General features: G+C 60.3%; 14 protein-coding genes. 6 read left to right on the top strand and 8 right to left on the bottom strand.

Annotated elements, in window-relative coordinates; translation table 11 throughout:
• Nucleotides 1-118: 118 nt before the first annotated feature.
• From ACOYIE_RS05340 to ACOYIE_RS05330, 3 genes are all read right to left on the bottom strand, one after another.
• The gene (locus tag ACOYIE_RS05340; protein ID WP_433411125.1) at nt 119-1,348 is read right to left on the bottom strand and encodes a competence/damage-inducible protein A; all 1,230 of its coding nucleotides are present in this window, start codon (nt 1,346-1,348) and stop codon (nt 119-121) included.
• Nucleotides 1,349-1,664: 316 nt separating this feature from the next.
• Nucleotides 1,665-2,834, bottom strand: a complete 1,170-nt coding sequence (gene thiI / locus ACOYIE_RS05335; protein ID WP_433411123.1) for a tRNA uracil 4-sulfurtransferase ThiI — start codon at nt 2,832-2,834, stop codon at nt 1,665-1,667.
• Nucleotides 2,835-3,191: 357 nt separating this feature from the next.
• Nucleotides 3,192-4,319: a cysteine desulfurase family protein gene (locus tag ACOYIE_RS05330; protein ID WP_433411121.1), complete on the bottom strand. Its 1,128-nt coding sequence runs from the start codon at nt 4,317-4,319 to the stop codon at nt 3,192-3,194.
• 166 nt (nt 4,320-4,485) lie between these two features.
• On the opposite strand from ACOYIE_RS05330, the gene ACOYIE_RS05325 reads away from it, so the two are divergent.
• Entirely contained in the window at nt 4,486-5,769 is a 1,284-nt protein-coding gene (locus ACOYIE_RS05325) for an adenylosuccinate synthase (protein WP_433411118.1), read from the top strand.
• A 75-nt stretch (nt 5,770-5,844) separates the two neighbouring features.
• Here ACOYIE_RS05325 and ACOYIE_RS05320 read toward each other — a convergent pair whose 3' ends face one another.
• The gene (locus ACOYIE_RS05320) at nt 5,845-6,114 is read right to left on the bottom strand and encodes a hypothetical protein (protein WP_433411116.1); all 270 of its coding nucleotides are present in this window, start codon (nt 6,112-6,114) and stop codon (nt 5,845-5,847) included.
• A 139-nt stretch (nt 6,115-6,253) separates the two neighbouring features.
• Here ACOYIE_RS05320 and ACOYIE_RS05315 point away from each other — a divergent pair, with 139 nt between their 5' ends.
• From ACOYIE_RS05315 to larA, 5 genes are all read left to right on the top strand, one after another.
• Nucleotides 6,254-6,424, top strand: coding sequence for a hypothetical protein (locus ACOYIE_RS05315; protein ID WP_433411114.1), 171 nt, complete (start codon nt 6,254-6,256; stop codon nt 6,422-6,424).
• A 12-nt stretch (nt 6,425-6,436) separates the two neighbouring features.
• Nucleotides 6,437-6,982: a GNAT family N-acetyltransferase gene (locus ACOYIE_RS05310; protein ID WP_433411112.1), complete on the top strand. Its 546-nt coding sequence runs from the start codon at nt 6,437-6,439 to the stop codon at nt 6,980-6,982.
• A 235-nt stretch (nt 6,983-7,217) separates the two neighbouring features.
• A complete protein-coding gene (locus tag ACOYIE_RS05305; RefSeq protein ID WP_433411110.1) occupies nt 7,218-7,712 on the top strand; it encodes a CarD family transcriptional regulator in 495 nt (164 codons plus the stop codon).
• A 126-nt stretch (nt 7,713-7,838) separates the two neighbouring features.
• Nucleotides 7,839-8,435: a flavin reductase family protein gene (locus ACOYIE_RS05300; RefSeq protein WP_433411108.1), complete on the top strand. Its 597-nt coding sequence runs from the start codon at nt 7,839-7,841 to the stop codon at nt 8,433-8,435.
• Nucleotides 8,436-8,493: 58 nt separating this feature from the next.
• A complete protein-coding gene (gene larA, locus ACOYIE_RS05295; RefSeq protein ID WP_433411106.1) occupies nt 8,494-9,765 on the top strand; it encodes a nickel-dependent lactate racemase in 1,272 nt (423 codons plus the stop codon).
• A gap of 205 nt (nt 9,766-9,970) precedes the next feature.
• On the opposite strand, the gene ACOYIE_RS05290 is transcribed toward larA, so the two are convergent.
• The 4 genes from ACOYIE_RS05290 to ACOYIE_RS05275 are packed head-to-tail and all read right to left on the bottom strand — an operon-like array spanning nt 9,971 to nt 12,395.
• A complete protein-coding gene (locus ACOYIE_RS05290) occupies nt 9,971-10,798 on the bottom strand; it encodes a peptidoglycan recognition protein family protein (RefSeq protein ID WP_433411105.1) in 828 nt (275 codons plus the stop codon).
• A gap of 8 nt (nt 10,799-10,806) precedes the next feature.
• Complete coding sequence (locus ACOYIE_RS05285; RefSeq protein WP_433411104.1) at nt 10,807-11,070, bottom strand: phage holin; 264 nt, start codon at nt 11,068-11,070, stop codon at nt 10,807-10,809.
• 20 nt (nt 11,071-11,090) lie between these two features.
• Nucleotides 11,091-11,408 (bottom strand): hypothetical protein, encoded by a 318-nt coding sequence (locus tag ACOYIE_RS05280; RefSeq protein ID WP_433411103.1) that lies wholly within the window; start codon nt 11,406-11,408, stop codon nt 11,091-11,093.
• A 45-nt stretch (nt 11,409-11,453) separates the two neighbouring features.
• Complete coding sequence (locus ACOYIE_RS05275; RefSeq protein ID WP_433411102.1) at nt 11,454-12,395, bottom strand: S-layer homology domain-containing protein; 942 nt, start codon at nt 12,393-12,395, stop codon at nt 11,454-11,456.
• Nucleotides 12,396-12,668 lie beyond the last annotated feature (273 nt).

The raw sequence follows: 12,668 nt of genomic DNA, 5'->3' as shown, positions 1-12,668 counted from the left end.
CGCGAAAAAAGTCCAGCAATTTTACACAATTGCCAGACTTTTTTCGCAAGAATTTTGTTTGGTTTTAACAGCAAAAAACGAGGAATGTCTGAAAATGGATGAAATACAGTGTTTTTGCTCAAAAAAGATTGCGGCGAATCATATCCAGCGCAGTCGACGCCGCCTGCATCCGGATACGGTCGCGCCCGTTGGAGGCATTCAGCCGGCGGGTATAGCATTTGCCATTGTACCACACGCTGATGTAAACCAGTCCGACCGGCTTTTCCTCCGTGCCGCCGCCCGGGCCGGCCACGCCCGTGATGCCGACGCCCACATCCGCGCCGAGCGCCTTTGCCACGCCCGCGGCCATCTGCCCGGCCACCTCGGGCGATACCGCGCCGGCCGTGTCAAGCGTCTCCTTCTGCACGCCCAGAACGCCCATCTTGACCTCGTTGGCGTACGAGCACACGCCGCCAAGGTAGTAATCCGAACAGCCGGGCACATCGGTGATGCGCTTGGACAGCAAGCCGCCCGTGCAGCTTTCCGCCACAGCAAGGGTCAGGCCGCGCTGGCGCAGCCCGTCGCCCACCACCTGCTCCAGCGAATCCACATCCACGCCGTACACATCCTCGCCCAGCAGAGAAACGATCTCGTCCACCACGGGGGCGAGCATGGCCTCGCACTGCTCCGGCGTATCCGCCTTGGCAGTCACGCGGGCAAAGCACTCGGACGTTTTGGCATAGGGCGCAATGGTCGGGTTGGTCATGGAGGCCATCATGTCGTGCAGGCGGTCCTCCATCGCGCTTTCGCCCAGACCGAATACCCGAATATTGCGCGATACAATGCAGCCGCCTGCAAGCTTGTATAGATAGGGCATCGCGCATTCCTTCCACATGGGATTGCACTCACGCGGGGGGCCGGGCAGCATGAGCACATGCTTGCCGTAGGCCTCAAACGCACAGCCGGGCGCCGTGCCCCATTCGTTGACAAACACCGTGCAGCCTTCGGGCAGCCACGCCTGTTTTTCGTTGTTCGGCGTCATTTCGCGGCCGATTTTTTCAAAAAATGCTTTGATGCGGTCGAGCGAGGGCTGATGCAGCGCCATTTTCTTGCCGAACACCGAGGCCAGCGTTTCCTTGGTCAAATCGTCCAGCGTCGGCCCGAGGCCGCCCGTGGTGATGATGATATCCGCGCGGTCGCGCGCGGTCTCCACCACATGACGCAGGCGCGCCGGATTATCGCCCACAACCGTCTGATAAAATACGTTGATGCCCAGCTCGGAGAGCCCCTGCGAGATGAGCTGCGCGTCCGTGTTCACAATATCGCCCAGCAAAATTTCCGTGCCGACAGCGATCAGTTCTGCGTTCATAATTGCGTTCCTCCCAATGCTTTGATTCTTTGATTGCCCTGACAGCCCCCTTGGGGCGGCCGCCGCCCTGTCTGTCCGCATGTGCAGCCGGGCGGCTCTGCGGAAACCGTCACATGCCTTTGCGCGCGCAGCGCGCCCTTATTTGCGGCAGCAAATGCCGCAGCTCTTCCAGAAGACGCTGTGCCGCCTGCGCTGCGCCAAAAGGAAAAGGGGTGATTCGCAAGAGGGGAGAAACCTTGGTTTCGCCCCTCTTGTGCGCCCGCCGCGCGCAGCGGCGCCGTTCCTGCCGCCCGCAGGCGGCATTATCGCCGCATTTTTACGGCAAATGCACGATTTCTACGCCCGCAACGGCTTCCTCCACCAGCGCGTCCACATCCAAATGGCTCTCCGCCTCAAGGATCTTGGGCATCTTGGGCTTGGTGTTGGGATGCTTGGGGGTGAATACCGTGCAGCAGTCCTCATAGGGCAGGATGGAGGTTTCAAAGGTGTCGATCTGCCGCGCGATGCGCACGATCTCCTCCTTATCCATGCCGATGCAGGGCCGGAACACGGGCAGCTCGCACACCGCGCCGGTCACCGCCATGGCGGGCATGGTCTGGCTGGCAACCTGGCCGAGCGACTCGCCTGTGATGAGCGCGCCGCAGCCGTATTCCACCGCGACCCGCTCGGCAATGCGCATCATAAACCGCCGCATGATGAGCGTGAACAGCTCCTCATGGCAGTTATCGCGGATTTCCTCCTGGATCTTGGTAAACGGCACAACCATCACGCTCATGCGGCCGCACCATGCGGTCAGCTTGCGGCCCAGTTCAAGCACCTTTTCCCTGGCCTGCTCCGAAGTGTACGGATAGCTGAAGAAATGGATGCCCACCAGCTCCAGCCCGCGCTTGGCCATCATCCAGCCCGCCACGGGCGAATCAATGCCGCCCGAAAGCAGCAGCGCCGCGCGTCCGTTCGAGCCGATCGGCATGCCGCCCGCGCCCGGCTCCGGACCGGCGTGAACAAAGGCATATTTTTCCCGCATTTCCACATGCACGGTCAGATCAGGGTGGTGCATATCCGGTCGGACTGCCGGAAACAGGTCGGCCAGCTCGCCGCCGACGCGCTGGCTGATCTCGGTCGAGGTGAGCGGGAACTTTTTGTCCCCGCGCTTGGTTTCCACCTTAAAAGTGCGCGCCTGCGCGAACCGCGCCGCCAGATAGGTGCGCGCGGTTTCGACCACGCTCTCGAGCATCTTTTCCGGGCAGACCGCCGCGCGCGAAATCGTCGCAAAGCCGAACACATGGCGCGCGCAGTCCATGACCGCGTCGGCGTCGGCCTCCTCGGGCACCTCCACATATACGACCGACTGCCGCATGGAGATTTCACAGTCCGCCACATGCTTCATGCGCCGCGACAGGTTTTTGAGCAGACGGTCCTCAAAGGTTTTGCGGTTGAGACCCTTGAGCACAATCTCACCGCACTTGAGCAGTAATACTTCTTTCATAATGTCTCCCTTATTTCAGCAGGCAGCGCGCCTGCATGGTGTTGTTCATTTTCCCTGTGTGCGATCCGCCGGCCCCTGCGGGGCGAAACCCGCCCTTCTTATTGCTTCGGGCAAATGGGCGGCGAAAAATTGGGCGTGACACACCCTGCGCGCGCCAGCGCGCCCTTATTTGCGGCAGCAAATGCCGCAGCTCTTCTGGCAGACGATGCCCCGCCTGCGCTGCGCCAAAAGGAAAAGGGGTGATTCGCAAGAGGGGAGAAGCCCTGGTTTCGCCCCTCTTGTGCGCCCGCGCCGCGCAGGCGCCCGCATCCCGCCGCCCGCAGGCGGCGAAACCCCGTCCATCAAACACAGAGGGCATTACCGCCGCAGCATCTTCGCGCCTTTCTGCACAGCCGCGATAAACGCGTCCACGTCCTCCCTGCTGTTTTCCGGCGAAAACGATACGCGCAGCGTGCAGTCGCTTCTGGTGCGGGGCAGGCCGATGGCCGCCAGCACGCCGCTCTGTTTGCCCTTGGAGCAGGCCGAACCGGCCGAAACATACACGCCCTCATCCGACAGGATGCGCAGCATCACTTCGCTCTTGCAGCCGTCCACCGCGATGCTCTGCACATGCGGGATATCGCTCTCCACATTAAATACCGCGTAAGGCAGCTTTTGCTCCGCCTGCTCCCGCAGATAAGCGGCCAGCGCCTGCACATGGGCGTAATTCTCATCAAACGCCGCCATGCGCTGCCGGCAGGCTTCTGCAAAGGCCGCAATATTGGGCAGCGGCTCGGTGCCCGGGCTGATGCCGCGTTCCTGTCCGCCGCCCGTGGCCATCGGCGGCAGGCGCAGGCCCTTGCGGATATACAGCGCGCCGACGCCCTTGGGCGCGCCAATTTTGTGGCCGGATACGCTCATCAGATCGCATTTCCACTTTTTCGGCGCAAGCGGCACGCGGGCAAGGCCCTGCACCGCGTCAATATGAAACAGCGCCTCCGGCGCTTTGGCCTTGAGCAGCGCGCCCAGCTCGGCCACCGGCTGCACCGTGCCCAGCTCGTTATTGGCAAGCTGGCAGGACAGCAGCACGGTATCCTCGGTCAGTGCGTCTGCCAGCGCCTCCGGCGTGATATGGCCGCCCGCGTCCGGCGCAAGCAGCGTTACGCGGAAGCCGTCCTGCTCCAGTTCCCGAACGGTTTGCAGCGTCGCCGCATGCTCAATCGCCGTGGTGATGATGTGCCCCTTTTTATGCCGGTGCAGGCGCGCCGCGCCGCGCAGGCTGATATTGGTGCTTTCCGTACCGCAGGAGGTAAAATACGTCTCTTCCGGCAGTACGCCAAGCGCCGAAGCGACGGTTTTGCGGCTCTCCTCCAGCAATCGCGCAGCGTCCAGTCCCTTTCTGTGCAGCGAAGACGGATTGCCGTATCCTTCGCACATGGTCCGCACGGCGGCCTCGGCCGCTACGGGCAGCACGGGCGTCGTCGCCGCGTTATCAAGATAATGCATGTTTTTTCCCCTTTTGCTTTGCACTTATGTCTTATTTTACAACGGCAGGACGACTTTTACAAGATAAAACCGTACATTTCGGCATTGAATATCCGGCCCTGCTGTGTTATACTTTAAATGTATGACGTGCAGACGCACGCCGCTATTCAGAAAGGAATGGAACACTATGCCAGGTAAAGTGATTCTGGGCGCCCAGTGGGGCGACGAGGGTAAGGGCAAGTTTATTGATATCTTTGCGGCCAAGGCCGATCTGGTCGTCCGCAGCCAGGGCGGCAACAACGCCGGCCACACTGTCGTTGTGGGCGCGGATAAATACAAGCTGCAGCTGATTCCTTCGGGTATTCTGTATCCGAACTGCGTCAATATCATCGGCCCCGGCGTTGTCGTCGACCCGCGCAATGTGCTGCGTGAAATTGACGGACTGACCGCCAAGGGCGTTTCGTGCGATAAGCTGTATATCGACGCGCGCGCGCACTGCATCCTGCCCTGGCATCTGGAGCTGGACGCGCTGAGCGAAGCCGAAAAAGCCAAGGACGGCACCGCCATCGGCACCACCAAAAAGGGCATCGGCCCCACCTATATGGATAAATCCGAGCGCAGCGGCGTCCGCATGCATGACTTTGTGGATGCCGACCGCTTTGAAACCGTCATCCGCGAAGCCTGCGCTTACAAAAACCGCGTCATCACCGGCGTATACGGCGCCAAGCCGCTCGATGCGGACGCCATCATCGCGGAATACCGTCCTTATGCCGACCGCCTGCGCCCGATGGTGCGCGACACGACCATCCTGACCTATGAAGCGGTCAAGGCCGGAAAGGAAGTGCTGTTTGAGGGTGCGCAGGGCACGCTGCTTGACCTGGATATGGGTACTTACCCCTATGTGACCTCCTCCCATCCGGTTGCCGGCGGCTGCTGCATCGGCTCGGGCGTCGGACCGACCGCAATTGACAGCATCATGGGCATTTTCAAGAGCTATACCACCCGCGTGGGCGAAGGCCCCTTCCCGACCGAGCTGTTCGACGAAACCGGCGACTATATCCGCAACGCCGGCGGCGAATTCGGCACCGTGACCGGCCGCCCGCGCCGCACCGGCTGGTTTGACGCCGTGGTTGCCCGCTATGCGGTGCGCGTCAACGGCTTGACCGACGTGGTCATCAACAAAATCGACCCGCTGCGCGGCCTGGACAAGCTCAAGGTCTGCGTGGCCTATAAGCTCAAAAACGGCCAGACCATCACCGAATTCCCCGCCAATTTCATGGATCTGGTTGACTGCGAACCCGTTTATGAGGAGTTTGACGGCTTTGACGAGGATATCACCGGCTGCCGCACCTGGAGCGAACTGCCGGCTTCCGTACAGTCGTACATCACCGCGCTGGAGCGCATCATCGGCTGCCCCATCACCATGCTGGGCGTCGGTCCCGCGCGCGATCAGGTCATGACAATCAAGTAACGCCGGAAAAAAACAAGGCGCAAAGCAAATGCTTTGCGCCTTTTCGCTTGCCGGAAAAGTCTTCGCGCCCCTCTTTTATTCCGGCTCCACCGTCAGCGTATAGGACGCCGCTCCCTCCGTCTCTTCCAGCATGCCGCGGCACTGCTGCCGCGCGCGGCCGTCCGCCGTGCGGTCTGCGCTGGCCAGCGGCCGCCCTTCGGCGTCATACAGCGTCAGCGTTACCCGTATCTGCCGCTCTGCGGCATGCAGATACGCCCGCTCGCACGAGCGGCCGGCGCAGACCAGCAGCGCCCCGTATGCAGCAAGCGCTGCAAGCCGAAGCGCCGCATGTTTCCGGCATCTCATCCGCATCCTCTCCTTTTGCCTATTATACCTCTTTACACTTATATTTGCAATACAAATTATCTTGTAAATATACTTGCAAAATACGCGCGTATATTCAATGATATTTTGCACTTATAATAGTGGGTAAGGCGGTGAGAGAATGTTCCAGGTGAAAAAAACGGAATATGTCAACAAAACCTTCCGCATGCCGCGTGAGCTGGTGCAGGCGCTGGAAACGCTGGCGCAGCAGAAGGACGTATCGCTCAACCAGCTGGTTACACAGTGCTGCCAATACGCATTGGCGCATCTGGACACCGGCGAACAGGCCTGAAAGGAGCGCGCTATGGAGCTGAAAACTGCGCGGCTGCTGCTGCGCCCTTTCCGGGCGGATGATACGGAAGCGCTTTATGCGTATTCAAAGGACGAGCCGGTCGGCAGAAATGCCGGCTGGAAGCCGCATGAAAGTCTGCTGGAATCGAACGATATTCTGCACCTTGTTTTTCTGGACCAGCCGTCCGTCTGGGCGATTGAGCGGAAGGCGGACGGACGCATGATCGGCTCCATCGGGCTGATTGCCGATTCCAAGCGGGAATACGGCTCGGTCCGCTCGCTGGGCTATGCGCTCGGCGTGGATTACTGGGGACAGGGGTTTATGACCGAGGCCGTGCAGGCCGTGCTGCGGTACGGGTTCGGCCCCATGTCGCTCGACCTGATTACAGCCACCTGCTATCCGGACAATCCGGCGTCGCGCAGAGTGCTGGAAAAATGCGGCTTCCGGTACGAGGGTACGCTCCATCGTGCCGAGCTGCTGTACAACGGCGAAATCAAGGACCACCTGTGTTTTTACCTGACCCATGAGCAGGCGTCCGGAAAGGAGCTGCACACATGAAAAAAGCTTCGGCAATCGCGCGCATCGCCGCGGCTGCGCTGCTGCTGGGCGCGGCCGTATGCGACCTGATCGCGGCCGCACAGCCTGCCGCATCGCACAAAAAATGATTTTTCCCTTACATTCCGGCGGAAAATGTGCTATAATTGAATAAACAACGTGTGGTTTTGTGGAACGTAAGTCCAGTTGTCAAGACCGCGCGTTTTTATTTTATCAGCCGAGGGAAAGGGGATTTATCATGTTTGAAGTCGGTCAATATATTGTGTACGGGACGAACGGCGTCTGTCGGGTCGAGGCAGTCGGCAGGCCGGATTTTGCCGCGGAGGAGGACAGACTGTATTACACGCTGCTGCCCGTCAGCGGTACGGAGACCATTTACATCCCTGTGGATTCCCCCGTATTCATGCGGCCGGTGATTTCACGCGAGCAGGCCGAGGCCCTGATCGCCGCCATTCCCTCCGTTGAGGAGGACGCGCCGGAAGCGCACAGCGCCCGCATCATCAGCGAGCACTATCAGGCCGCCCTGCAAAGCCATGACTGTCACGATCTGGTGCAGCTCATCAAGACGGTATACGCCAAAAACCGCCGCAGCAGCCACCTGAGCATGCTGGACCAGCGTTACTGCAAGCGCGCGATGGAACTGCTGCACGGGGAACTGGGCATCGCGCTGGGCATTCCGGCGGAGCAGGTGCCGGCATACATATCCCGCACCATCGGCGCGCAGCAGGCATAAAGCGGCTGCGGCAGCATACAGGAGAACGCGCCCCGCGTTCTCTTTTTTCATGCGCGGCGCGGGTTCGCCCTTTGCAGCCGCGCCGCAGTGTGCTATACTGATAAAAAACACCCGAAGGAGACTGCCATGAGCAAAGTCGTCTGGGGCGGCGGCGCGCTGATTGCGCCCGTGCCGCCCGTGCTGGTTACCTGCGGCACGGCAGAGCAGCCCAATATTCTTACCGTTGCCTGGACCGGTATTCTGAACACAGTGCCGCCCAAAACTTATATCTCGGTGCGCCCGGGCCGTTTTTCCTATCCGCTGATTCGGGAAAGCGGCGAATTTGTCATCAATCTGCCGACGGCCGCGCTTGTGCGCGCGGTTGATTTCTGCGGGGTGCGCAGCGGACGGGATACGGATAAATGGAAGCAGATGGGGCTGACCGCCGCGCCGTCCTCCCATCTTGCCTGCCCGCTGCTGGAGCAGAGCCCGCTTTCGCTTGAGTGCAGAGTCACGCAGGTTGTCCCCCTCGGCACGCACGATATGTTTGTAGCCGATATTCTGGCGGTCGATGTGGATGAAGCGCTGATCGACCGCGCAGGCAAGCTGCATCTGGACCGCGCCGGTCTGCTGGCCTATGCCCACGGCGAATACTTTGAGCTGGGACGCAAGCTCGGCAGCTTCGGCTTCAGCGTGCGCAAAAAGCCGCGCCGCGGCGCAGGCAGGGGCAGCCGCCGGACGTAATTGTGCAGAAAAAGCCGTTTTTGACCATCCATCTGTTTGACAAGGAGGCCGCGCAGACATGAGAACCATTCCCATCCCCTATCACACCGGAACCGCCGATCTGCATATTGACGAAGCTTCGCTCGAAGCGGTCATCGTCGCGCAGACGCATGGCTACGACCCCGGCCAAACCGAAACCGATATCATCCGCAGCGCGCTGCAAAACCCCGTCGGCACACCGCCGCTGCACGAGCTGGCGCAGGGCAAAAAAAATGTGGTGCTGGTAACCAGCGACCACACCCGCTCGGTGCCCAGCCGGCTGACGCTGCCCATCCTGCTGGAAGAAATCCGGCGCGGCAGTCCGGACGCGCAGATCACCATTCTTGTTGCCACCGGCCTGCACCGCCCAACCACCGAAGAGGAACAGCGCCGCATGTTCGGCGACCGGATTGTTGACCGCGAGCGCATCGTCGTCAACAACGCCTTCCAGCCGGAAGACTACGTCAATCTCGGCACGCTGCCCTCGGGCGCGGAATTCTGCGTCCACCATCTCGCCGTTGAATGCGACCTGCTGGTAACCGAAGGCTTTATTGAACCGCATTTCTTCGCCGGTTTTTCCGGCGGGCGCAAAAGCATTCTGCCCGGCATCTGCTCCAAGGAAACAGTCAACGAAAACCACTCCTTCCGCGCAGTTGCCAGCCCGTTTGCCGCCTCGGGCGTGCTGGAAAAAAATCCGATTCACGAGGACATGCTGGCCGCAGCCAGGCGCGTCAATGTGCAGTTCATCTTCAACGTTGCGCTGAACGGGGAGAAAAAAGTGATTGCGGCCTTTGCAGGCGATCTGGAACAGGCGCATGCGGCAGGCGTGGCGTTCGTGCGCTCGCTGGCCCAGTGCCCGCGCGCGCAGGGCGATATCGTCATCACTTCCAACGGCGGCTATCCGCTTGACCAGAACCTCTATCAGTCGGTCAAGGCGGTGGCCACGGCGGAAACCTGCTGCAGGGAGGACGGCATCATCATCATGTGCTGCGGCTGCGCGGACGGCATGGGGGGCGATAACTTCGCCCGCATTATGACCATGGGGCCCCCCGCCGAAGTGGAGGCCTATCTTTCCGCCATTCCGCCCAAAGAAAGCATTCCCGAGCAGTGGAACGCGCAGGTGTACGTCCGTGTGCTCAAAAATCACCGCGTGATTCTGGTAAGCGATTTTCTGCCGGCCGAACAAATCCGCGCAGCCGGCATGATTCCGGCCCGCACGCCGGACGAGGCGCTTGCCCTTGCCCGCGCAGAAAAGGGCGGGGACGCCCGCGTCGTCGTCATTCCGGACGGCGTAGCCGTGGTGATTGTATGACGGCGGCGGGATAGTCTCCCTAAAAAACGTTCGCGCAAACAGCAAAAAGCCGTCACTTTCGTGACGGCTTTTCCTGGTGGGGTTGGCGGGGCTCGAACCCACGACCTCTCGCGTGTGAGAAGTTACACAGAAAAACGTGTTTTTCTCTGTAAATACGCCATATTTAGCACTTATAACTTTGCTATGTTGCAACATATTTGCAACATCACACCGTCATCGCCTTCGCCAGCTTCTTCACCAGCTCGTCGCCGTACTGATACCGCAGCAGATACGCTGCGGTCTGTTCCTCCAGCCCCGCCAGCGTGCGCACTGTGTCCACGGCGGCCTGCGTGTCGGCGTCCGGTTCGGATGCCGCAGCGCGCGTCTGCGGCGCCATAACGCCAGGGACCTTGGTGTTGGCGTCATAGGTAATGCCATACCCTGCCTGCGACAGATCGCGCAGGCGCACATAATTCTCGCCCGCCTTCTGGATCACCGAGCAGGTGTACGCCATCCCGTCAATGCGCACCGGCTTTTTCTCTACCACTTCTTCGTCCTCCTTCTGGCGCAGCAGCTTGCGGAAAGCGATCCACTGCGCATCATCCCGCACCCACGGCTCCGGACAGCGCTTGCCCGTCACATCGTAATGCCGGCACACACGCGACAGCGGCACATGATACCGCTCCATCAGCTGCCGCACCAATGCAGCTGCGCGCCGCACAGTATCCTGCGCAATCACATACCGCCCGCCGACGATACGGCTGCACATTTCCACGCCGATGCTGTTGGCATTGCGGCAGGCGTTGCGGTACTGTCCGGCTGAAGTGCCGCAGTGCCAGGCCGTGTCGCCGTCTCTCACGCTCTGCCACACCTCACGCTCGTCTACAAAATAGTGTGCCGATGCCTGCAAGCCGGCTGCACGGGCAAAATAGTCCGCGTTATTCTTTGCTGTGTCGCCATCGTTGGCCGTAAAATGCAGCACGATCCACTGCACGGACGCGCTGCGGCCGCGCTGATAGTTCGCAGCATTGCACTGCTTAAACTGTATCGCCATCTTATCCCCTACTTTTCCAGCGGTTTTTTGTATCCAAGCGCCCTGTCGGAATCCGTCACACCCGCCGTCGTCGGGTCAACGAATACCGCCAGCACCGCAAGCGCCATCGTTACCAGCTGGAACGGATTGCCGAGCACCGCGCAGATCTGCTCCCAGACCGCGCCCCACGATGTAAATACAGACGGGTCAACGCCGATCGCCGTCAGCGCAACCGACATAACGCCCACCCAAAACCACGGGTTTTTCATTCTCACCGGAATATTGACTTTCATATGTAGTCTCCTTTCAAACATCATACATCCGCGCTTTTTTCTGCCACAAGCTCGCGCTCAAACTTCTTAAATGCAATCATCGCCTCTTTGTACTGCTCAATGCCGTCCTCGATCTCCCCGTTCGGCGCGCCGCGTTTCATCGCCATCGCCACAGCGTAGCTTAACTTGGCTGCCGCCACCAGCAGCGATACCTGCACGGCCTGTCCCTTCACACGCTTCGCGTCACGCTCGTCCGCTTCCGCATCGCGGCCGCGCTGCCTGCGGTTCCAGACGGCCATCACAACGCTCACCACAAGCCCCGGCAGCACAGCCCAGCCCAATCTAATCAGTGTTTCCATAGACTCTGTAAGGACGGTCCTGCCCGCCCTGCGCCCTCCTTTCCGTCACGCGCGCAGCATCCGGTGCAGCCGCGCCAGCGCACACGCCAGCTCCGCGCGGGTAACCGGCTCGTTCGGACGGAATGCACCGTCCTTATCGCCCTGCAAAATGCCGTTTTGCCTGCAATACGCCGTGTCCGCTTTTGCCCACGCGGGGATTTTGGCCTCGTCTGTATACACCGGCCCCTCCTCCGTTTGATAGTCCCAAATGTTGACCGTCTCCGGCGGCGGCAGGACGGGCGCGCCAATGCCGGTCTTGTCGTCCTCGCCCTTGGAGCCGATATCCACCGCGCAGCCAGCCAAAAACCGGTGCATGCCCTGCTGTGGAAGCGGACGGCCGGTCTTGTCAATCGCCATGTCGTTGACAAGCGCCGCCATGCCGCACAGGCACGGCGCAGAGCAGCTTGTGCCTGCGAAGCGGTTGATCAGCGTCGGCGCGCAAAACTCCACGTCTGGGGAAACGCTGGAAAACGGCGCGGGACGCATCTCGTTTGTGTCTGCCATCAGGTAATACGCGCCCACGCCCCACACATATTTTGACTGGATGATTCTGCTGAACTCCTTCTCCCCGTCATTGCCCGCGGCGAAAAACAGGCAGCACTGGTCTTTGAGCGCAGCAAGCGCGTTGTCGATCTGCGCCACGTCGCACACGTTGCCGGTAAGACTTGCGTAGTAGGTATCTACGCCCTGCTTTAAGATTTCCGGCAGCGCAACGTCGATGAGCTTACTGGTGTACACCCCGTCTTTATAGCTGCCGTACATCGGCAGGTGGATGAGCTGCCGGTCGGGCGCGATGAGCCGGAAAACCGCCATTGTCTCTTTGGCGTGCGTGCTTGGGGAGATAATCTCCTCCGCCGTTGCGGTCAGGCCGCGCCTGCCGGTATAGCCCGCATTGTGCCATGCCGTCACGCCCAGGTGGTCCAAAAAACGCTTGTTGTCGTCTGACATAAATTCTCCCTCCTTTGGGGCAAAACAAAGCCCCGCCTTGACTTTGGCGGGGCGTGTGATATAATATCCATACAAAGGGGCGCTGTCGGCAGACGGTTTTAGCCCTTAAAGCAAATGGTGAAATGACCGCTTACTTTTGGAAGGGTAGGGCGGTCATTTTGCATATATGGTCAGTATGTAAAGCACAAAAGCTGCGCATACCATGAAACGAAATAGTCTCATCCACACATAATCACCCCCTTTCGCAAGGGAGTGGCTATAACCGCCCGCCGC

Source organism: Agathobaculum sp. (assembly GCF_050946325.1).
In the GTDB taxonomy this organism is placed as follows: Bacteria; Bacillota; Clostridia; order Oscillospirales; family Butyricicoccaceae; genus Agathobaculum.
The sequence above is the reverse complement of the archived record's forward strand: the minus strand, read 5'-3'. Positions and strand labels throughout refer to the sequence as shown.